The 20592-nt window shown below is 67.7% G+C and carries 17 protein-coding genes; 9 read left to right on the top strand and 8 right to left on the bottom strand.

Annotated elements, in window-relative coordinates:
- Positions 1–29: 29 nt before the first annotated feature.
- The 4 genes from lldD to RT456_RS00320 form a co-directional block, all read right to left on the bottom strand.
- The gene (gene lldD / locus RT456_RS00335; RefSeq protein ID WP_313340943.1) at positions 30–1190 is read right to left on the bottom strand and encodes an FMN-dependent L-lactate dehydrogenase LldD; all 1161 of its coding nucleotides are present in this window, start codon (positions 1188–1190) and stop codon (positions 30–32) included.
- 74 nt (positions 1191–1264) lie between these two features.
- Positions 1265–1702, bottom strand: a complete 438-nt coding sequence (locus tag RT456_RS00330; RefSeq protein WP_313340941.1) for a VOC family protein — start codon at positions 1700–1702, stop codon at positions 1265–1267.
- Positions 1699–2157 (bottom strand): MgtC/SapB family protein, encoded by a 459-nt coding sequence (locus tag RT456_RS00325; protein WP_313340938.1) that lies wholly within the window; start codon positions 2155–2157, stop codon positions 1699–1701. Before RT456_RS00325 ends, RT456_RS00330 begins: the two co-directional genes overlap by 4 nt.
- A 109-nt stretch (positions 2158–2266) precedes the next feature.
- A complete protein-coding gene (locus RT456_RS00320; RefSeq protein ID WP_313340936.1) occupies positions 2267–3025 on the bottom strand; it encodes an SDR family NAD(P)-dependent oxidoreductase in 759 nt (252 codons plus the stop codon).
- A 158-nt stretch (positions 3026–3183) separates the two neighbouring features.
- Between RT456_RS00320 and RT456_RS00315 the strand changes: the two genes are divergently transcribed.
- A complete protein-coding gene (locus RT456_RS00315; protein ID WP_313340933.1) occupies positions 3184–4278 on the top strand; it encodes an alkene reductase in 1095 nt (364 codons plus the stop codon).
- 69 nt (positions 4279–4347) lie between these two features.
- Here RT456_RS00315 and RT456_RS00310 read toward each other — a convergent pair whose 3' ends face one another.
- Both RT456_RS00310 and RT456_RS00305 read right to left on the bottom strand, forming a co-directional pair.
- Entirely contained in the window at positions 4348–6243 is a 1896-nt protein-coding gene (locus RT456_RS00310) for a CocE/NonD family hydrolase (protein ID WP_313340930.1), read from the bottom strand.
- 723 nt (positions 6244–6966) lie between these two features.
- Positions 6967–9792 carry a glycoside hydrolase family 3 C-terminal domain-containing protein gene (locus RT456_RS00305; RefSeq protein WP_313340927.1) on the bottom strand — a complete coding sequence of 942 codons (2826 nt, stop codon included), beginning with the start codon at positions 9790–9792 and terminating at the stop codon, positions 6967–6969.
- A gap of 393 nt (positions 9793–10185) precedes the next feature.
- On the opposite strand from RT456_RS00305, the gene RT456_RS00300 reads away from it, so the two are divergent.
- Both RT456_RS00300 and RT456_RS00295 read left to right on the top strand, forming a co-directional pair.
- The gene (locus tag RT456_RS00300) at positions 10186–10599 is read left to right on the top strand and encodes a type II toxin-antitoxin system MqsR family toxin (protein WP_313340925.1); all 414 of its coding nucleotides are present in this window, start codon (positions 10186–10188) and stop codon (positions 10597–10599) included.
- Positions 10600–10601: 2 nt separating this feature from the next.
- On the top strand, positions 10602–11081 hold the full coding sequence (locus RT456_RS00295; protein ID WP_313340922.1) for a type II TA system antitoxin MqsA family protein: 480 nt from the start codon (positions 10602–10604) through the stop codon (positions 11079–11081).
- Between the two features lie 34 nt (positions 11082–11115).
- On the opposite strand, the gene RT456_RS00290 is transcribed toward RT456_RS00295, so the two are convergent.
- Positions 11116–11562, bottom strand: a complete 447-nt coding sequence (locus tag RT456_RS00290; RefSeq protein ID WP_313340920.1) for a helix-turn-helix domain-containing protein — start codon at positions 11560–11562, stop codon at positions 11116–11118.
- Positions 11563–11635: 73 nt separating this feature from the next.
- On the opposite strand from RT456_RS00290, the gene RT456_RS00285 reads away from it, so the two are divergent.
- From RT456_RS00285 to RT456_RS00260, 6 genes are all read left to right on the top strand, one after another.
- Positions 11636–12796, top strand: a complete 1161-nt coding sequence (locus RT456_RS00285) for an MFS transporter (protein ID WP_313340918.1) — start codon at positions 11636–11638, stop codon at positions 12794–12796.
- Between the two features lie 165 nt (positions 12797–12961).
- On the top strand, positions 12962–13579 hold the full coding sequence (gene imuA, locus RT456_RS00280; protein WP_313340914.1) for a translesion DNA synthesis-associated protein ImuA: 618 nt from the start codon (positions 12962–12964) through the stop codon (positions 13577–13579).
- A 9-nt stretch (positions 13580–13588) separates the two neighbouring features.
- Complete coding sequence (locus RT456_RS00275) at positions 13589–15004, top strand: DNA polymerase Y family protein (RefSeq protein ID WP_313340911.1); 1416 nt, start codon at positions 13589–13591, stop codon at positions 15002–15004.
- Positions 15001–18117: an error-prone DNA polymerase gene (locus RT456_RS00270; protein WP_313340909.1), complete on the top strand. Its 3117-nt coding sequence runs from the start codon at positions 15001–15003 to the stop codon at positions 18115–18117. The genes RT456_RS00275 and RT456_RS00270 overlap by 4 nt, the downstream gene beginning before the upstream one ends.
- Positions 18118–18236: 119 nt before the next feature.
- Positions 18237–18743, top strand: coding sequence for a hypothetical protein (locus tag RT456_RS00265; RefSeq protein ID WP_313340907.1), 507 nt, complete (start codon positions 18237–18239; stop codon positions 18741–18743).
- Positions 18744–18807: 64 nt separating this feature from the next.
- Complete coding sequence (locus RT456_RS00260; protein ID WP_313340905.1) at positions 18808–19575, top strand: YggS family pyridoxal phosphate-dependent enzyme; 768 nt, start codon at positions 18808–18810, stop codon at positions 19573–19575.
- A 23-nt stretch (positions 19576–19598) separates the two neighbouring features.
- Here the strand turns inward: RT456_RS00260 and RT456_RS00255 are convergent, their stop codons facing one another.
- On the bottom strand, positions 19599–20507 hold the full coding sequence (locus tag RT456_RS00255; protein ID WP_313340903.1) for a LysR substrate-binding domain-containing protein: 909 nt from the start codon (positions 20505–20507) through the stop codon (positions 19599–19601).
- Positions 20508–20592 lie beyond the last annotated feature (85 nt).

Here is a 20592-nt window from a genome sequence, read left to right as displayed (position 1 = left end):
CGGCGTGATCGCCGCCGCTCCGACCGGCGCTACGGCACCAGATGCCCGCGGCGGATTTCGCTGGCCAGTGAATCGGCGCTGATATCGGCCAGCGTCCTGGCGCCGGTGAGGGTCATCGCCACGCGCATTTCCTTCGCCATCAGATCGAGCAGGTTGGCTACGCCGGCTTCACCCTGCGCGGCCAGCGCGTAGACGAACGCACGGCCGAGCAGGACCCCGTCGGCCCCCAGCGCCAGCATGCGCACCACGTCCAGCCCGCTGCGGATGCCGGAGTCGGCCAGGATCTCCACCTCGCCCTTGACCGCATCGGCAATGGCCGGCAGCGCGCGTGCCGTGGACAACACCCCGTCGAGCTGGCGTCCGCCGTGGTTGGACACCACGATGCCATCGGCGCCAAAGCGCACCGCGTCGCGCGCATCCTCGGCATCCAGGATGCCCTTGATCACCATCGGCCCGGACCAGAACGCGCGGATCCACTCCAGGTCCTGCCACGAAATGGAGGGGTCGAAGTTGCTGCCCAGCCAGCCGATGTAGTCGGCCAGGCCCGTGGGACTGCCCCGATAAGCGGAGATGTTGCCCAGATCGTGCGGTCGCCCGCGCACGCCCACATCCCAGGCCCAGCCCGGGTGCGTGACGGCCTGCAGCATGCGCCGCAGCGGGGCGTTGGGGCCGCTCATGCCCGAATGCGCATCGCGGTAGCGTGCGCCCGGTGTCGGCATGTCCACGGTGAACACCAGCGTGGTGACCCCGGCCGCCTTGGCCCGCTCCAGCGCGTCGCGCATGAAGCCGCGGTCCTTGAGCACATACAGCTGGAACCACATCGGCCGGTCGATGGCCGGCGCCACTTCCTCGATGGGGCACACCGACACCGTGGACAGGGTGAACGGAATGCCCCGGCTGGCAGCGGCGCGTGCCGCCTGCACCTCGCCCCGCCGCGCATACATGCCGGTCAGCCCCACCGGGGCCAGCGCCACCGGCATGGCCATGCGCTCGCCAAGCAGCTCGGCCTCCAGGCTCAGGTCGGACATGTTGCGCAGGATGCGCTGGCGCAGCGCGATGTCGGCCAGGTCCTCGACGTTGCGGCGCAGCGTGTGTTCGGCGTACGCGCCGCCGTCGATGTAGTGGAACAGGAACGGTGGCAGCCGGCGCTGTGCGGCGGCGCGGTAATCGGTGGAAGCAGAGATGATCATGGCCCAACCATGGCGGAAACAGACGCGGCGCGCCCATTAGACCAAAGATCTACCCCGGTGCAGCGGGCCTGCGGTCACCCGCAGCCGCAGGCGCTGGACGGCCCCTTCAGTTCCACCGCATTGCCATCGGGGTCGCGCAGGTAGAGCGAAAGCCCGTCCCCTTCCGCCCCCATGTTGCTGCTCACCTTCCCTTCTACTGCAATCGCGTGCATCTGCAGGTGCTCGCGCAGCTGCCCCTCGTCGAACGGCTCCACGCGCAGGCACAAGTGTTCCAGGTTGCGCCCCTGCGCACCCGCTGCCGCCCCACCGCGCTGGCCGAGCGAGCCGTCCACACTGATCAGATCGATCATCGACGCACCGGCATGCAGGTGCACCATCCCCAACGACGGACGCTCGCGCGCGACCGTGCAACCCAGCACGTCACGATAGAACGCCACCGACCGCGCCAGGTCCTGCACGCGCAGCACGACATGGTCGATACGTTGGATCTCGAACGGGCGTTGAGTGCTCATGACGACTCCAGTTTCTTGGACAGCCGACGGAAGACCGTCAGCACCACGACACACATGACGCTCACGCCGATGGCGATCACGTACTCCCCGATGCCGACCGCGATACCGATTGCGGCGGCCATGATCAATGAACTGGCCGTGGTCAGGCCACTCACCTCGTCCTCGCGGCTGCCGCGCAGGATCGTACCGGCCGCCACGAAGCCGACACACGCCACCACGGCTTCGATCAGGCGCACCGGGTCCACCTGCAGCAGGTCGCGATAGCGTTCCTGCTGGAAGTGCTCGGCAATGCTGTCGCCCAGGCCGACGATGAGGGCCGCTGCACCCGCAATCAACATATGCGTGCGCAATCCCGCCGCGTGCTTGCCCAGCTCGCGCTCAAGGCCCAGCACGCCACCGAACAGCATCGCCGCGGCAATCCGCAGCAGGATCGAAAGATCTTGTTCCAGTCCCATCCACTTCTCCTCGCCAATGCGCGAAGCGTTGCGTGATGGTCGTGGCAGCGCCGTGAAGTCCGGCGTGAGCGCGGCGTGCAGGAGCGGGGTCGTCCCCGCTCCGGGCCGATCACTGCGCCAGGAAGCCGCCGTCGATGGCGTAGTAGGTGCCGGTGGCGAACGACGCGTCCGCGCTGGCCAGCCAGGCCACCAGTGCCGCCACTTCCTCGGCCTTGCCGAGCCGGTTGAGCGCGTGCTTGGCTTCCAGCGCCTTGCGCACCGCCGGGTCCATCTTGTCCAGCAGGGGCGTGGCGATGAAGCCCGGGCCAACCGCATTGATCCGGATGTTGTCGCTGGCGTGTTCCCACGCGGCGGTCTGGGTCAGTCCGACCACGCCATGTTTGGCCGCCACGTAGGCGGCGGAATTGGCGAAGCCCACCTGGCCCAGGATGGAGGCCATGTTGATGATGCTGCCGCCCTTGCCCGCCTTGCGCAGCGCCTGGATCTGCGCACGCTGGCACAGGAACACGCTGTTGAGGTTCACGTCGATGACGCGCTTCCAGCCGTCCACCGGATAGTCGCCGCTGGTCGCCGACGGCCCGCCGATGCCGGCGTTGTTGACCGCGACATCCAGCCCGCCCAGTTCCTGCACGGTGCGCTGCACGGCCGCCTCCACCGCCTGCTCGTCGGTGACGTCCAGCGCGATGCCGATCGCCTTCACGCCGCGTCCGCGGATGGCCTCGGCGGTCTTCTGCACGGCGTCGTCCTTCAGGTCCCACACCGCGATCGCCGCACCGGAGTCGGCCAGCAGTTCGGCCACGGCCAGGCCGATGCCGGAGACGCCACCGGTGACGATGGCGACCTTGCCCTTGAGTTGGTAATCAATCATTGCGTTTGCCTCTGCTTGAGTGATCCCACCCTACGCCTCGAATGCGTTACGCAACGTGCACGCAGCGCCCCGCAACAATGCTTCCCATCGCTGCAACGCACCCGGGCCTATGCTGGGTGTCGTACCCCCGCACGACTTCCTTCCCCAAGGCAATGCACATGACCCAGACCACTGACGGTACGTTGTTCACCCCCACCCGGCTCGGCGCGATCGAGGTCGGCAACCGCATCGCGATGGCCCCGCTCACGCGCAATCGCGCCATTGAAGGGCGCGTGCCCAATCCGCTCGCCATCCAGTATTACGAGCAGCGCGCCAGCGCCGGCCTGATCATCGCCGAGGCCACCCAGATCAGCCCGCTCGGCCAGGGCTATCTCGACACGCCGGGCATCTACAGCCAGGCGCAGATCGATGCCTGGCGCAAGGTCACCGACGCGGTGCACGCACGCGGCGGCCGCATCGTGCTGCAGCTCTGGCATGTCGGCCGCATTTCGCACACCAGCCTGCTGCCCGAGGGCGAAGTACCGGTGGCGCCGAGCGCGCTGCGCGCCAACGGCAAGACGTTCACGGCCAAGGGCTTTGAAGACGTCTCCGAACCGCGTGCGCTGCGCCTGGACGAAATTCCCGGGCTGATCCAGGACTTCCGCCAGGCGGCCCGCAACGCGATTACCGCCGGCTTCGACGGGGTGGAAGTGCATGCCGCCAACGGTTACCTGATCGACCAGTTCCTGCGTGACGGCAGCAACCTGCGCACCGACGAGTACGGTGGCAGCATCGAGAACCGCACGCGCCTGCTCGACGAAGTGGTCCGCGCCATTGCCGCCGAGATCGGCGCCGATCGAACCGGCGTGCGCCTGTCGCCGGTGACGCCGGCCAATGACGCGCACGATTCGCAGCCGCAGCCGCTGTTCGAACGCGCGGTCGAACGGCTCGACGCCATTGGCGGCCTGGCCTTCATCCATGTCATCGAAGGGGCGACCGGCGGCCCGCGCGACAACATTCCCTTCGACTACGCCGCGTTGCGGACCAGGTTCAAGGGTGCGTGGATCGCCAACAACGGCTATGACAAGGACAGTGCCACCCAGGCCATTGCGTCGGGGTACGCCGACATGATCGCCTTCGGCCGCGCCTTCATTGCCAACCCGGACCTGGTCGAACGCCTCCAGCTGGGCGTGGCACTGTCCGAGCTGGACCCGGACACGCTGTATGGCGGTGGCGCGAAGGGCTACATCGATTACCCCAGCGTGTCCGGCTGACCGCCAGACACGCGGTAGCGCCGGGCTTTCCCGGTGTGCGGGGCGCCGGCCAACGGCCGGCGCTACCGCTCAATAGACCGGCAACGAGATGAACGATGCGTTGGCCGGTGCATGCCACACCTGCTGGGTCGCCTTCTGGTAATCGCCGGGTTTGGCCAGGTAGATGTTGGGCACGAAGGTCTGCGGGTTGCGGTCGTACAGCGGGAACAGGCTGGACTGCACCTGCACCATCACGCGGTGGCCGGGCTGGAAGACGTGGTTGGCGGTCGGCAGGCCAAACCGGTAATCCAGCACCTGGTTCGGCGTGATCGCCTTCGGGTCGCTGAAGCTTTCGCGGTACCGTCCGCGGAAGATCGCCATCGACACCGCCAGCTCGTAGCCGCCCATCTCGGGGGTGGACGGCACCTGGTCGGGATACACGTCGATCAGCTTCACCACCCAGTCGCTGTCGCTGCCACTGGTGGCCGCCTGCAGATTCACCTGCGGCGCGCCACCGATCCGCAGCGGCGCGGTCAGCGGTTCGCTCACGAACGTGAGCACATCGGTGCGGCCATCCACGAAACGCTGGTCCTTCACCAACCAGCTGGTCCACATGTCGCGGTCGGCGAAGCGCACCGGCCGCGGCACGAACGGCACCGGCTTGGCCGGATCGGAGACATAGGCGTCGTAGGTCGCCTCACCCGGCTGCGGCGCCTCGAACGACAGCTTGCCACCGGCACGCAGGTACAGCGGCCGGGTCTGCGCGGCGGTGCGCGGCCACTGCTGCAGGCGGTCCCAGTGATTTTCGCCGGTGTTGTAGATCAGCACCGGCGGCGTGTCGGCCTTGGCGGCGCCATCCACGAGGTACTGGTCGAAGAACGGTTTGAGCACATCGCGGCGGAACTGCAGTGCGGTATCGCCGTCGAATTTCAGTGCGCCCAGAGCGCTGCCATCGTAATTGACCTGGCTGTGCCGCCAGGGCCCCATGACGAGGTAGTTGAGGGTATTGCTGCTGTCACGCGGCTCCATTGCCGCATAGCTGTGCACCGCGCCCCACATGTCTTCCTGGTCCCACAGGCCCTGCAGCCACAGGGTTGGCACCTTCAGCGGGGTCTTGGCCATCTGCGCATCCAGCGCCTGCTCCTGCCAGAACGCGTCATAGGCGGGGTGCTCGATCAGCTTGTGCCACCACGGCAGCTGATCCAGGCCGTTGGCCTTGGCGTAGTCGCCGGCGGAACCGGCGCGCAGGAAGGTGGTGTAATCGTCGTAGCCCACGCTGGGGATGGACGGGCCCTTGCCGCGCTTGGCCAGCTGGCCGGTGAAGTAGCCGAAGTTGACCTGGCGGAACGCGCCGTAGTTGAGCCAGTCATCGCCCATCCAGCCGTCGATCATGGGGCTCTGCGGTGCGGCCACCTTCAATGCCGGATGCGGGTTGGTCAGCGCCATCACGACGGTGAAGCCCTCGTACGACGACCCGAGCATGCCGACCTTGCCGTTGCTCTCGGGCACGTGCTTGACCAGCCAGTCGATGGTGTCCCACGCATCGGTGGCATGGTCGACCTGGGTGCTGTTGAGCGGCCCGCGCAGCGGCCGGGTCATCACATAATCGCCTTCGGAACCGTACTTGCCGCGAATATCCTGGAAGACGCGGATATAGCCGGCATCGACGAAGACCTCGTCGCCCTGCGGCAGGATGTCGCGCATGTGCGGCGAATCGATGCGCTTGGCGCGGTTGGCGGCATCGTACGGGGTGCGGGTCAACAGCATCGGTGCGTTGCGGGCGCCCTTTGGCACCACGATCACCGTATAGAGCTTGGTGCCGTCGCGCATGGGGATCATCACCTCGCGCTTGTCGTAGTCGAAGTTCGCCGTGGGCGTCACGAAGCCCTTGGCCGGAATATCCGGCTTCATGGGCGCGGTCTGCGCGGACACGCTGGCGGCAACCATGAGACTCAACAGCACGACAGGCACGACACGGACACGCATGGCTCTCTCCGGCAAGGTGATGGCGACCAACCTCCGCAGCCTAGCGCTGTTCTTTCCCGACCGATATGTGCCGATGGTTGGCCGCGAACGGCCTTCCATTGCAAAGTACTGAAGCTTAAGGCTCAAGGCTCAAGGCCCAAAACCCAAGGCCAAGAGCCAAGAGCTCAGAGCCTTGGTCTGCGAATGTCTCTGGCTTGGGCCGGCGGCGGCGGGTTTGCGGGGGACGCCGTAAACCCATCCATGGGGGCTTGGTCGCGGCATCCATGCCGCTCACACCCCCGCCAACCCACCCCCGCCGACCCTTTGACAGTGAGTCGGTGCTCAAAGAAAAAGCGGCAGGGTCGGTTCCCAAACGACTGCCGATATGGGTCATCGGCGCGGTAACGCATGACCAAAACGAAGCACGCAGTTGCAGTTGCAGTTGCGTTTGATTTCCCTGACTCACCAGCCAACTGTCGAAGGGTCGGCGGGGGTGGGTTTGCGGGACTGTAGAAAACATGGATGTTTTCTACAAGCCTCCAAGGATGGATTTACGGCGTGTCCCGCAAACCCACACCCGCCGGCCCAAAGCAGGCCATGTATCAACCCTCGGCTGTCCGCCCAGATGCGTGAACCCGCAAACCCACACCCGCTGGCCAAGCTGCAGGCACCTGCAGCCCGAGGCTTCTCGCCTTGATGCGTGAGCGCTCATGACGCCCACGCATCGCGCCTGCACCGCTTACCTCACTTGACCACACCACCACTCAAGACCATCGGCGTGGTCTGCAGCGGCTCGTTGGCCGAGCGCGAGAGCTGCAGTTCGTAACGGCCCTCGGCGATCTTCCACTGCTTGTCGGCGGTGTCGAAGCTGGCCATGGCCTTGGGTTCGGCTTCGATGCGGATCCGGCGCGATTCGCCCGGCTGCAGCGTGACCTTCTGGAACCCGATCAGGCGGATCGGCGTGGTGCTGCCTTCCGGCATCTTCAGGTACAGCTGGGCCACGTCCGCACCGGCCACCTTGCCCGTGTTGCGGATGTCGACCGTCGCCACCAGGCGCTGGCCCATGCCCGTGTAGGTCAGGTTGTCGTACTGGAACTGCGTGTAGGACAGCCCGTGGCCGAACGCGAACTGCGGCACCAGGCCCTTCGCCGCGAACCACTTGTAGCCGACGTTGGCGCCTTCGATGTCATAGTCGATGGTGTCATCCGGCTTCTGCTTCGGATTGAAACCCAGCCCGTTCACGTGCGGACGCGGCAGCTGGCTGGCATCCACCGGCCAGGTGACCGGCAGGCGGCCGGACGGATTGACCTTGCCGGTCAACAACGCCGCGATGCCTTCGCCGCCGCGGATGCCCGGGTACCACGCCTGCAATACCGCCGGCACCTGCTGCAGCCACGGCAGCTCCACCGGGCCGTTGGTTTCCAGCACCACCACCGTCTTCGGATTGGCCTTGGCCACCCCGGCGATCAGCCGGTCCTGGTTGTCCGGCAGCTGCATGTGCGGCAGATCGACCGATTCGGCCGACCACTGCGTGGCGAACACGATCGCCACGTCCGCCGCAGCGGCAGCGCGCGCCGCAGCAGCCACATCGCGACCGTCCACGTACTCGATCGTTGCATCAGGCCGTTCCGCGCGCAGCGCCTCCAGCGGCGAGGACGGGTGGAAGATCACCGGGCCCGGCCACGTGGTCGGCAGCACGCCCGGCACCGCGTTGGTGCCCTTGGCCGTCCAGCCCACCATCGACGAACCACCCCCGCCGATCACGCCCTTGTCGGCATGCCCGCCGATGATCACGATGCGCTGCACGTCCTTGCCCAGCGGCAGCAGGTCGCCGGCATTGCGCAGCAGCACGCTGCCCTCCTCCACCGTGCGCTGCGCCGCCAGGAAGCCGGCCGCGTCATCGATCGGCACGTGCTGCGGCGGCAGGTCGAAGTTGCCGTGCGCGAACATCGTGCGCAGGATCCGCGCCACCATGTCGTCCAGCCGTGCCTGCGGCACCGTGCCACCGGCCACGGCCAGGCGCAGCGGTGCATCGAAGTACACCGCCTTGTCGAACACCTCGCCTGCCGACTGCTGGTCCAGACCGGCCAACGCCGCCTTCGAACCGCTGTGCACGCCGCCCCAATCGGACATCACGAAGCCGGGGAACTTCCATTCCTGCTTGAGCACCTGGTTCATCAGGTAGTCGTGTTCGCAGCCGTAGATGCCGTTGATGCGGTTGTACGAGCACATCACCGAACCGGGCTTGCCCGCGTCCAGCGCGATCTCGAACGCCAGCAGGTCCGACTCGCGCATGGCCTGCTCGCCGATTTCGGCGCTGTGGAAGTTGCGCGAGGTCTCCATGTCGTTGAGCGCGAAGTGCTTCATCGTCGAGATCACGTGCTGGCTCTGCACACCGCGGATCGATTCGCCGACCAGGCGACCGGCCAGCACCGGGTCTTCGCCGGCATATTCGAAGTTGCGGCCGTTGCGCGGGTCGCGCTGCAGGTTGACGCTGCCGGCGAGCAGGATGTTGAAGCGCTGCTGCCAGGCCTCACGGCCCATGGTGGCGCCACCGGCGAACGCGATGTTCGGGTTCCAGCTCGACGCGGTGGACGGGCCCGACGGCATCGCCGTGGCATGGTCGCCCTTGCGGATGCCGCCCGGATTGGTCACGCCCACGCCGGCGTCGGCCGACTGCTGCGCCGGAATGCCCAGCCTCGCCACGCCGGGCACGAAACCGGCCGACCCCACCGCGCCTTCCGGCAGCGGCCCGCCGTCCTTGCCCAGCCCGAAGTAGCTGTGCAGCATCTGGAATTTCTCGTCCACCGTCATCCGGGCCACCAGCAGCGCCGCGCGCGCATCCGCGCTCAGGCCCGTGTCCATCCACGGCGTGTCGCCTCCCACCGGTGCGGTGTAGCCCAGGGTCAGCAATTGGCCGGCAATAGCCGCATCGTCTGTGATGCGCAGCTTGACCGCCTTGCTGTCGGACGCCTCGAAGCCCTGGCTGTAGCCGGCGCCATTGGCGACCTTGGCAAACCCTGCCGCCATCGCGGTGGCGGCATCGACGCCCAGCAGCACCGCCGGGGCGCCCAGCCGCGAGCTGTCCACCAGGGCCTTGACCGCAACGCCGTCGGCGTCGGCAACGCTGGCACGCGTGTACAGCGCGACCACGTGGCGGCCGTCATTGAGCCGCAGGTAATTCAGGCCCGGCGCTTCCACGCCCGATTCGGCCTCCACCGGCAGCCGCGACAGCACGATGCTGCCACGCTGTTCGGCCGCCGCCGGGTCGGCGCTGACGAAGCGGTAGGTGTAGCCAAGCTGGTCGGCCAGGGCCGCCAGCGGATCGGGGGCGTGCGCGGTGCCCATGGTGTCGGCCGGACGCACGACGTTGCCGATGGTCAGCGCATCCACGTCCAGCGCCTGCAGCTGGGCGGCAACGCCCTTGGCGTCCAGGTAGTCGGGCGCCTTCTCCAGGCTCAGCACGGTAAAGGCACCGCCAGCGATGGCGGGCGTTGAGGCCAGCGCGGAGGCAGACAGCGACAGAGCGATGGCGGCCGTCAGGGCCAGGGGCTTTGTAATCGTTTTCATAAGCGGGCGAAACACCTTTGCTGACGCAGAAAATCCAGGGAGTCTTGCCGCAGAAGGGTGCAGCGCCGTCGTGGCGGATCCCGGCACGTTTCCGTGGCCGGCATCGGAACTACACAGTTGGGACGGCTACGACCAGGCCCCTCCGCCCGTCGCTACAGCCACCCCACCTGCAGGGTGCCGTGACCGGCACCCATCCGGTCAAGAGTCGTCCACCCTGTTCATCCGTGTCAACAGCGTGTTCAGGTTCAGCGGTGCGGTCGCGACGCGTAAGTGGAGGTCGATGACTGCACGGAGACGGCCTATCGAGCTTGGTGAATCCATCCAGACGTTTGATTTCCAGAGTTGCGAACTAACCTCTAAGGTGTATATTCAACCCAGTCATGGAAGCACGCGATGATCCCATCGCAGCCAGACAGCCTTCTTCCCGTTCCACCGCTCGGCGTCGCAGTGCGGCCTGATGGCGTATGGGAAAAGCGGACGCCGTGCTACCCCCTGGCACAGGTCAAGCAGGTAGTCCGCCAGTTCGGAACCGGTGTATTTGGTTTCAAGGCAATCGCTGGAATGACCGCCATGCAGTTGAATCCGCACCAGGCGGTAGCTGCGATCCTGAGGCTGATGCCGGAGCATTTTTTCAAGTCCATGACAGCCGAAGCCGATGTGAGCCACACGCTTTGGCAGGACGTCTATCACGCCCCAACTGAAAACGGATTGGCTTATATCAAGTTCATGCTTTGGTTTCCCGCCGCTACCTCCAGCGCCGCTGTCACCCCTTCGCCCAAGCTCGTTATCTCTTTCAAGAAGCTCTGACCATGACAACGACAACCGGACGTGACTATCCAACCATCGCCCCTGGTCAGTGCCCGGCATGTGGCACGGTCGATTCCCTGGTTGCCTTTTCCGGCAACCTGCCGCTTGCCAGCGGCAATCGGGTGATTGATGTTCCCCGCATGACCGGTCAGCGTTGCGTGCACTGCGAAGAAACATTCCTGGATGAAACCAGTCAGGCACGATATCTCGCTGCAGCAGATGATCTGGTGGTGCAGGTACGGTTGGAAGCGGGCGCGGAACTGCGCCGTGTGCGTCGGAAGTTGCGTCTCAGCCAGCATGAAGCGGCCACTATTGCCGGCGGCGGTCCCAATGCGTTTTCTCGTTACGAGACGGGCAAGGCCCAGCCGGTAGCAGCGGTGTTCAACCTGTTCTACCTGCTTGATCGCCACCCGGATCTCCTCGGGGAGATCCGGGAGGCCCGGCGTATTCCGATTCAAACCAAAGCCCGGAACAATTCGTAGCAATGCACGGAACGGAAATGCGTTTCCGGCTGCGTCAGTCGATCTGCACCGGCTTGATCACTTCAGTATCGGCAGCCGCGACCAGCCTGCCATCAGCATCGCGCGGCAGCAACGGCGCCAGTGCCCGCCCGTCGCCGATCACCTGCAGGTGCGAACGCGGTTCAGCCGGGGCGAACAGATGGCCCTCGCCCCACTGGCGCAGCGCCACCACCAGCGGAAACAGCGCCTGGCCCTGCGCGGTAAGCACGTAGTCCTGATAGCGGCTGCCATCGGCGGCCGCCTGCTGGACCAGCACGCCGGCATCCTGCAGCGCCTGCAGCCGCTGGCTGAGCATGCTGCGCGACATCCCCAGGCTGCGCTGGAAATCGCTGAAACGGCGCACGCCGTCGAAGGCGTCACGCACGATCAGCAGCGACCAGCGGTCGCCGATCAGGTCCAGCGCGCGCGCCACCGGGCAGGTGCGGTTGAGGTCGTCGCTCATGAAGGGCCTCCTTTGTAGTTTCATTTTAGAACCAAATGCAGCAGACTCAACTGGTTCTATTTTGAGACCAGTTATGTCCGCCGCGCGCCCCCTGCCCCGCCTCGCGCCTTCGCTGCTGCTCCTGTTCGCGTGTGCGGCTGGACTCAGCGTGGCCAACGTCTATTACGCCCAGCCGCTGCTCGACGCCCTGGCTGCCGACCTGCATATCAGCACGGCCTGGATCGGCGCCGTCGTCGCCGCCACCCAGGTCGGGTCGGTGGCGGCGCTGCTGTGGCTGGTGCCGCTGGGCGACCGTATGGAGCGGCGGCAACTGATGGCGCTGCAGACCACCGCACTGGTCGTGGCGCTGCTCTGCGTCGCGGTCGCGGGCACGGCGACGGCGTTGCTGCTGGGCATGCTCGCCGTTGGCCTGCTCGGCACGGCCATGACCCAAGGATTGATCGCCTACGCGGCGGCGGCCGCTTCATCCCATGAGCGTGGGCGCGTGGTCGGCGCGGCACAGGCCGGGGTGGTGATCGGCCTGCTGTTGGCGCGGGTGGTGGCCGGGGTGGTGGCCGACCTGGCGGGATGGCGGGCGGTCTACCTGCTTTCCGCTGCCCTCATGGTGGGCGCCGGGGTGCTGCTGTGGCGGCACCTGCCACGGCTGCCGGTGCCGCAGCGCTCGCCCCGGCTGTCGTTGACGGCCCTGCTGCGCCACACACCGGTGCTGCGCCAACGGGGCGTGCTGGGGCTGTTGATGTTCGCCGCCTTCGGGCTGTTCTGGAGCAGCATGGCCCTGCCGCTGAGTGCGCCGCCCTTCGGGCTTGGCCACACCGCGATCGGCGCGTTCGCCCTGGTCGGACTGCTGGGCGCACTGGCGGCCGCACGCAGCGGGCACTGGACCGACCGCGGGCACGCCGGCCGGGTCACGCTGGGCGCGCTGCTTCTGTTGCTGTTGAGCTGGTGGCCGCTGTCGGCGCTGCACGCCGGGCTGGGCTGGCTGGTGCTGGGCGTGCTGCTGCTCGACCTGGCCATACAGGCCCTGCATGTCACAAATCAGAGCCTGATCCTGGCGGCCGCGCCGCAGGCCCAGGCGCAGGCGATCGCGGCCTACATGCTGTTCTACGCCGCCGGCAGCGGGCTGGGCGCGCTGGCCGGGAGCGCGCTGTATGCGGCACATGGATGGGGCGCGGTATGTCTGGCCGGGGGCGCGGTATCGGCGCTGGCGTTGGGCGCTTTTTTGAGGCGGTCATGAACGTTTGAATGGCATCACACATGAACGGCGAAACCATTAGCATTTTTACTAATTGGCGGTAGCATGTCGGTCTCAGCCCTTGACACTCGCGCTTCCGATACTCGCCCTCATGCCCCGGTTTTCCGCCCCCTTCCCCCTGTTCCAGCCCGTCCGGGCGGTGCGCTGATGGGCGCCGTGCTGGCCCTGGAGCAGCTGCTGGAAAGCCGTCAGGTCTGGCGCGGGCAGCCGCGTGGCGCGGTACCGGAACCCCCCGCCCACCCCACCGGACACCCGGCGCTGGATGCGCGGCTGCCCGGCGGTGGCTGGCCGCCGGCGGCGCTGTCCGAGGTGTTGCTGGCCGCCCCCGGCCAAGGCGAGCTGGCGCTGGTCTGGCCCACCCTGGCCCGGCTGAGCCAACTGCAGCAGACCGTGGTGCTGGTCGCCCCGCCCCACCTGCCGAACGCTCCGGCCTGGGCCGGGGCCGGCATGGCGCTGGGCCAGTTGCAGGTGGTGCATGCCGCGGCGCGCGAGGCGCTGTGGGCGGCCGAACAATGCCTGCGTTCGGCCGCGTGCGCGGCCGTGCTGTGCTGGCCGGGACATGCCGACGACCGCACCCTGCGCCGGCTGCAGGTGGCGGCCGAAACCGGGCAGTGCCTGGGCTTCGCCTTCCGTGACAGCCGCCTGGCGCGCAACCCCTCCCCGGCCCCGCTGCGCCTGCAGCTCGAGGCCGGCCAGGTGCGGGTGCTCAAGTGCCGCGGCGGGCAGGCACCGGCACAGCCGTTGCCGCTGGCCCTGGCCCATTGAGGCGCCGCCATGCAGTGGGCCTGCCTGTTGCTCCCCCAACTGGCGCTGGACGCCGCCCTGCGCCAGCAGCCCGATCCGCGCGCGCCGCTGGTGCTGGTCACCGGCCCGGCGCAGCGCCGGGTACTGCATGCGGTGAGTCCGACCGCCCGCCAGCTCGGCCTGCGCCGCGGCATGCTGCTGTCGGCCGCGCAGGTGCTTACCCGCGACATGCTCACGGTGGACTACGACCCGCGCGCCGAACAGGACACCCGCCAGCTGCTGGCCAGCTGGCTGTACGGCATCAGCTCGCAGGTAAGCCTGGCATTCCCGCATGCGCTGGCCCTGGAGATCGGTGCCAGCCGCGCGCTGTTCGGCGACTGGCCGGCGATCGAGCAGCGCCTGCGCGAGGGCTTGAAGGAACTCGGTTTCCGCCACCGCCTGGTGGCCGCACCGAACCCGCATGCGGCCTGGGTGCTGACCCGCGTGCACGCACGACTGGGCGTGGATGCGATGGGACTGGAGGCCGCGCTGGCGCAGATCCCGATCGAACGCAGCGGGCTGCCGGCCGAGGCCGTCACGGTACTGGCCCGTTCCGGCCTGCGCACCCTGGGCAGCGCGTTCGCGCTGCCACGTGACAGCCTGGCCCGGCGCTTTTCCGCCCAGGTGCTGGGCCACCTGGATGCACTGCGCGGGATCGGCACACCACCGCTGCAGTACTTCCGTCCCCCGGACCGGTTCGATGCGCGCATCGAGTTCGAGTACGAGATCGACTCCACCCAGGCGCTGCTGTTCCCGCTGCGCCGCCTGACCGCCGACCTGGCCGCCTTCCTGTGTTCGCGCGATGGCGGCGCGCAGCAGTTCGACCTGTGGTTCGAGCATGACCGGCATCCGGACACGCGGTTGACCGTTGGCCTGCTCGCCCCCGAACGCGATGCGGCCATGCTGTTCGAACTGGCGCGCAACCGCGTGGATCATCTGCGCCTGCCCGCCGGCAGCCGCGGGCTGCGCCTGCAGGCCGAACAGCTGCCGCCGTTCGTGCCGGCCGCACGCGATCTGTTCGACCCGCGTCCGCAGCAGGCGATGCCGTGGGAACAGCTGCGCGAACGCCTGCGTGCCCGGCTCGGCGACGATGCCGTGCAGGGGGTGGGGTTGCGCGCCGAACACCGTCCGGAACGCGCCAGCGGCACCGCCCTCGAAGCGACCAAGGGTCCGCCCCCCACGCTGCCATTGCGCCCGGGCTGGTTGCTGTCCCGTCCCCAGCCGCTCTACGATCCGGACCTGCGCATCCTGTCCGGACCGGAACGGATCGAATCGGGCTGGTGGGACGATGGTGATGTCCGCCGCGATTACTACGTGGTGGAAACCGGCTATGGCCAGCGCGGCTGGGCCTACACCGCCGCCGGTGCGCGCAACGGGCCGTTCATGTTGCACGGCTGGTTCGCATGAGCACCGCCCTGCCCGGCTATGCCGAACTGCATTGCCTGTCGGCCTTCAGTTTCCAGCGCGGTGCGTCCATCGCCGAGGAGCTGTTCGCACGTGCGAAGGAACAGGGCTACCAGGCCCTGGCGATCACCGACGAGTGTTCGCTGGCCGGCATCGTGCGCGCCTGGCAGGCGGCGAAGAAGCACGCACTGGCCCTGATCACCGGCGCCGAATTCCAGATCGAAGACGGCCCCAAGGTGGTGCTGTTGTGCACCGACCAGGCCGCCTACGCCGGCTTGTGCCAGCTCATCACCACCTGCCGCCGGCGCGCGCCCAAGGGCGAGTACCGCTGCCTGCGCGAGGATTTCGACACGCTGCCCGAGGGCCTGCTGTGCCTGTGGGCCGAGCGCGCGCCTGGCAGCGACGAAGCCGCCTGGCTGCAGGCGCGCTTTCCGCACCGGCTGTGGCTGGCGGTGGAGCTGCACCGCGACGCCGACGATGTGGAACGGCTGGAAGCCCTGCTGGAATTCGGCTACGCCCATGACCTGCCGCTGGTGGCCAGCGGCGATGTGCACATGCACGTGCGCCGTCGCCGCGCGCTGCAGGACACCCTGACGGCGATCCGCCACCACTGCACGATCGCCGATGCCGGCTGGCACCTGTTTCCCAATGGCGAACGCCACCTGCGCACCCGCGAGGCACTGGCCGTGCTGTATCCGCCGGAGCTGCTGGAGGAAACCCTGCGCATCGCCGCGCGCTGCCGGTTCGATCTTTCCCAGCTGCAGTACACCTACCCGCGCGAGCTGGTGCCCGACGGCCACGACCCGGCCAGCTGGCTGCGGGCGCTGGTCGAGGATGGCATGCAGTGGCGCTGGCCGGAGGGGGCCAGCACGGCACAACGTGCGCAGATCGAGCACGAACTGGGCCTGATCCATTTCAAGCAGTACGAGTCCTACTTCCTCACCGTGCACGACATCGTCCGCTTCGCGCGCGGCCAGCAGATCCTGTGCCAGGGCCGCGGTTCGGCCGCCAACTCCTCGGTGTGCTTCGTGCTGGGCGTGACCGAGATCGACCCCAGCCACATGGAACTGCTGTTCGAGCGCTTCATTTCAAAGGAACGCGACGAGCCGCCGGACATCGACATCGATTTCGAGCACGAACGCCGCGAGGAAGTGCTGCAGTACGTGTTCAACCGCTATGGCCGCGAACGCGCCGCACTCACTGCCGTGGCGATCAGCTACCGCGGCCGCAGCGCGGTACGCGACGTTGCCCGTGCGCTTGGACTGCCACCGGACCAGGTCAACGAACTGGCCGCGTGCCTGGACCGCTGGAGCAGCCACGAACCGCTGCCCGATGCCCTGCGCGAACGGGGCTTCGACCCGGACACGCCGTTGATGCGGCGCGTGGTGGCGCTGACCGCCGAACTGGTCGACTTCCCGCGCCACCTGTCACAGCACCCCGGCGGATTCGTGATTTCCGAGCACCCGCTGTCCACCCTGGTGCCGGTCGAGAATGCCGCCATGGCCGACCGCACCGTGATCCAGTGGGACAAGGACGACCTGGATGCCACCGGGTTGATGAAGGTCGACTGCCTGGCGCTGGGCATGCTCACCGCCGTACGCAAATGCCTGGCGATGCTGGAGGCGCGCGGGGTGCGCGGCCAGGACGGACGCGTGCTGACCATGGCGTCCCTGCCGCCCGATGACACGCCCACCTACGACATGATCTGCCGCGCCGATACCCTGGGCGTGTTCCAGATCGAATCGCGCGCGCAGATGGCCATGCTGCCGCGCATGCAGCCGCGCTGCTTCTACGACCTGGTGATCGAAGTGGCGATCGTGCGCCCCGGCCCGATCCAGGGCGACATGGTGCATCCCTACCTCAACCGCCGGAAGCGGCTCAAGGAAGAAGGGATTGAAGAGATCGACTACCCGCCGGCGCTGGAAAAAGTGTTCAAGCGCACGCTGGGCGTCCCGTTGTTCCAGGAACAGGTGATGCAGCTGGCCATCGAAGCGGCTGGTTTCAGTGCCGGCGAGGCCGATGCACTGCGCCGCTCGATGGCCGCGTGGAAGCGCCACGGCGGGCTGGAACCGCACCGCGAGCGCCTGCTGGCCGGCATGGCCCGCAACCATTACAGCCGCGAGTACGGCGAGCGCCTGTTCGAACAGATCAAGGGCTTCGGCAGCTACGGCTTCCCGGAAAGCCATGCCGCCAGCTTCGCGCTGATCACCTACGTGAGCTGCTGGCTGAAGTGCCACCACCCTTCGGCATTCGCGGCCAGCCTGATCAACAGCCAGCCGCTGGGCTTCTACACCCCCGACCAGATCCTGCAGGACGCGCGCCGCCATGGCGTGCCGGTGCTGCCGGTGGATGTGCGCCACAGCGATTGGGACTGCACGCTGGTGCCGGCCACGTCGCCCCATGCGCTGCCCGGCATCCGCCTGGGCCTGCGCATGATCGATGGCTTCAGCGAAGCGGTCGCCAACGCCGTGATGCAGGCGCGCACGCGATACGCGTTCGAGAGCGTGGCCGACCTCAGCCAGCGGGCACGGCTGGACCGCCGCCACCAGGGGCTGCTGGCCGACGCCGGTGCGCTCAAGGGCTTGAGCGGGCATCGCCATCGTGCCCGCTGGGACGTCTCCGGCGTGGAGAAACCCCTGCCGCTGTTCGAGAACGTGCGCGCCACCACCGACATCGTGGTGGCGTTGCCGGCGCCCAGCGCGTTCGAGGACATGCAGGCCGACTACAACAGCACCGGCACCACGCTGGGGCGCCACCTGGTGTCGTTCATCCGCCCCCAGCTGAGCGAGCGCCGCTGCCACCGCTCCGACGAACTGGCCCAGCTGCCGCATGGCCGCAGCGTGCGCTTCGCCGGCCTGGTCCGCATGCGCCAGCGCCCCCAGACCGCCAGCGGGGTGACCTTCCTCACCCTCGAAGACGAGTGCGGCATGGTCAACGCCGTGGTCTGGCGCAAGACCGCCGACCGCCAGCACCGCGTGCTGGTGGAGGCCCAGCTGATGCAGATCGACGGCCGGCTCGAACGCGTCGATGGGGTACAGCACCTGATCGTGCAGCGCATGCACAACATCGACACGCTGATCGACGGGGTACGCACGAGCAGCCGCGACTTCCGGTAACCAGCGCGCTGCCCCGCTGTGACCGGTTTCACGTTGATGACAGAAACAGACTTTTCCGACTGGTGTCGCAAACACCCCATCGGCTATCGTCGCTGCCATCCAAGGATCCGGAGCCAACCATGTCGCGCGCCCTCACCCTCACCACCCTGGCCGTATCCAGCCTCGCACTGCTCGTTTCGGGCTACACCGCCGTGCGGCTGCACCAGAGCCAGTCGGAACAGCGCGTCATCACCGCCCGCGGCCTGGTCATCCAGGACGGCAACGGGCAGGCCCGGGTCATCCTCGGCGCCCCCCTGCCCGACCCGCTCAGCAAGGGCGTATCGCAGGGCCCGCGTGCATCGCCGCTGTCGGGCGTGGTGCTGCTCGGCGCCGACGGCTCCGAGCGGGGCAGCTATGGCACCGCCGATGTCGGCGACGAGGCCATGCTGACCCTCGACGACGCCAGTGGCACCACTGAAGTGTTCAAGATCACCGCCAACCCGGACCGCGGCGCCACCCTGGTGATCAAGCACCAGAACAACACCGGCGCCATGCTGACCTCGTGGCAGGGCACGCCGGAGCTGATTTTCCTCAACGACAACGGGCAGTCGCATTACATTCGGCCGGGGACGACTGCGGCGCCCTGAGGATTTCAATGGACGGCTTCGGCGGCATGCGAAAATGTGTGTCGCGTCTGTTCTGGAACACGCCATGTCCATCGCCGCTCCTTCCTGGCCGCCGGCCACCACCGTTGCCGATTTCCGCCGCAACCTGGATGCGGTGCATGCGCGCATCGCGGCGGCCTGTGCCCGCGCCGGGCGCGATCCGTCCAGCGTGCGACTGCTGCCGGTCAGCAAGACCGTGGACGAAGCGCGGCTACGCCTGGCGGTGGAAGCGGGCTGCGATACGCTTGGCGAAAACAAGGTGCAGGAAGCCAAGGCCAAGGCCGAGGCCATGGGCGACCTGGGCATCCGCTGGTCGGTGATCGGCCATCTGCAGACCAACAAGGCCCGCGATGTGGCCCGCTTCGCCAGCGAATTCCAGGCGCTGGACAGCCTGCGCGTTGCCGAGGCGCTGGACCAGCGGCTGGCCATGGAAGACCGCGTGCTGGACGTGTTCGTGCAGGTCAATACCTCCGGCGAGGCCAGCAAGTACGGGCTGGATCCGATCGCGGTCGCCGATTTCGTGCAGCAGTTGCCGGCCTTCCCGCAGCTGCGCGTGCGCGGGCTGATGACGCTGGCGGTGTTTTCCCCCGATCCCGAGCAGGTGCGGCCGTGTTTCGTGCGGCTGCGTGACCTCCGCGAGCGGCTGCGTCCGACGCTGCCTGCCGGTGTCAGTCTGGACGAACTGTCGATGGGCATGTCCGGGGACTTCGAGCTCGCCATCGAGGAAGGTGCCACCGTGGTCCGGGTCGGACAGGCCATCTTCGGCGCGCGCGCAACGCCCGACAGTCAGTATTGGCCCACGCCGGCGGGTTGATCCGGACCTGCGTGCAGCCACCCTCACCCCCCCGGCGCTACCAGCGTCTCCATATGCCGCGCATGCTCCGCCGCCTGCGCATGCAGCCACTCACGAAACGCCAGGAACCCTTGGTGGGTTGACGAGCGCGGCGGATACACCAGCCAATGCGACCAACGCGTCTTCAGCCGGTGCGGCGACAACGCAATCAACTGGCCCGAATCCAGCAGCAGCCGCGCCCGCGTCACCCGCCCCAGCGCCACCCCGAATCCATCCAGCGCCGCACGGTGGTGCGCCTCGGACTCGTTGAGCATCGCCACAAATCGCGACGGCGCCGTGTCGCCCGCCAGCGCGAACCAGCGGTGCCACTCGCCATCGGGATCCCCCAACAGCGGCCACTCCGACAGCGGGCGCGCGTCCACCCCACCCATCCGCTCCACCAGCGATGGACTGGCCATCGGCATCAACCACTCATCGAACAGGGGCTCGGCGTGCAGGCCGGTCCATTGCCCTGCCCCCACCCGCAAGGCCGCATCGACCTGCAGCTGGCGCTCGAAATCGGTCAGGCGCTCGCTGGATTCCAGGTTGAACTCGATCTGCGGCTGCGCGGCCACGAACGAACCCAGCCGTGGCACCAGCCAGTTCGACGCCATCGATGGCAGCGCGCTCACTGTCAGCACCCGGTCATGCCGTGCCCCAAAGGGTTGCAATGCCTGCGCAATGGCGTCCAGGTGCGGCCCCACCTGGTCCAGCAGCCGCTGGCCTTCGGGCGTCACCCGCACGCCACGCGGCTGCCGCTGCAGCAAGGCATAGCCCAGCCGCTGCTCCAGCTGGCGCATCTGGTGGCTGAGCGCGCTGACCGTCAGGTTCAGTGACTCGGCCGCCCGGGTCAAGTTGCCCAGGCGCGCGGCCGCCACGAAATTCTGCAGCGGCTGGAGGGGAATCCGGGACATGGCGACTTGAATCCAGCTCAAGGATGGGTTGCGAAATGATCGCTTTCGCGGACTCCATCCTGCACCTATCGTCAAGTCCACTCAA

Source organism: Stenotrophomonas sp., from assembly GCF_032099025.1.
GTDB lineage: Bacteria > Pseudomonadota > Gammaproteobacteria > Xanthomonadales > Xanthomonadaceae > Stenotrophomonas.
Note: the sequence above shows the minus strand (reverse complement) of the source record. Positions and strands in the feature narration are given on the sequence as shown.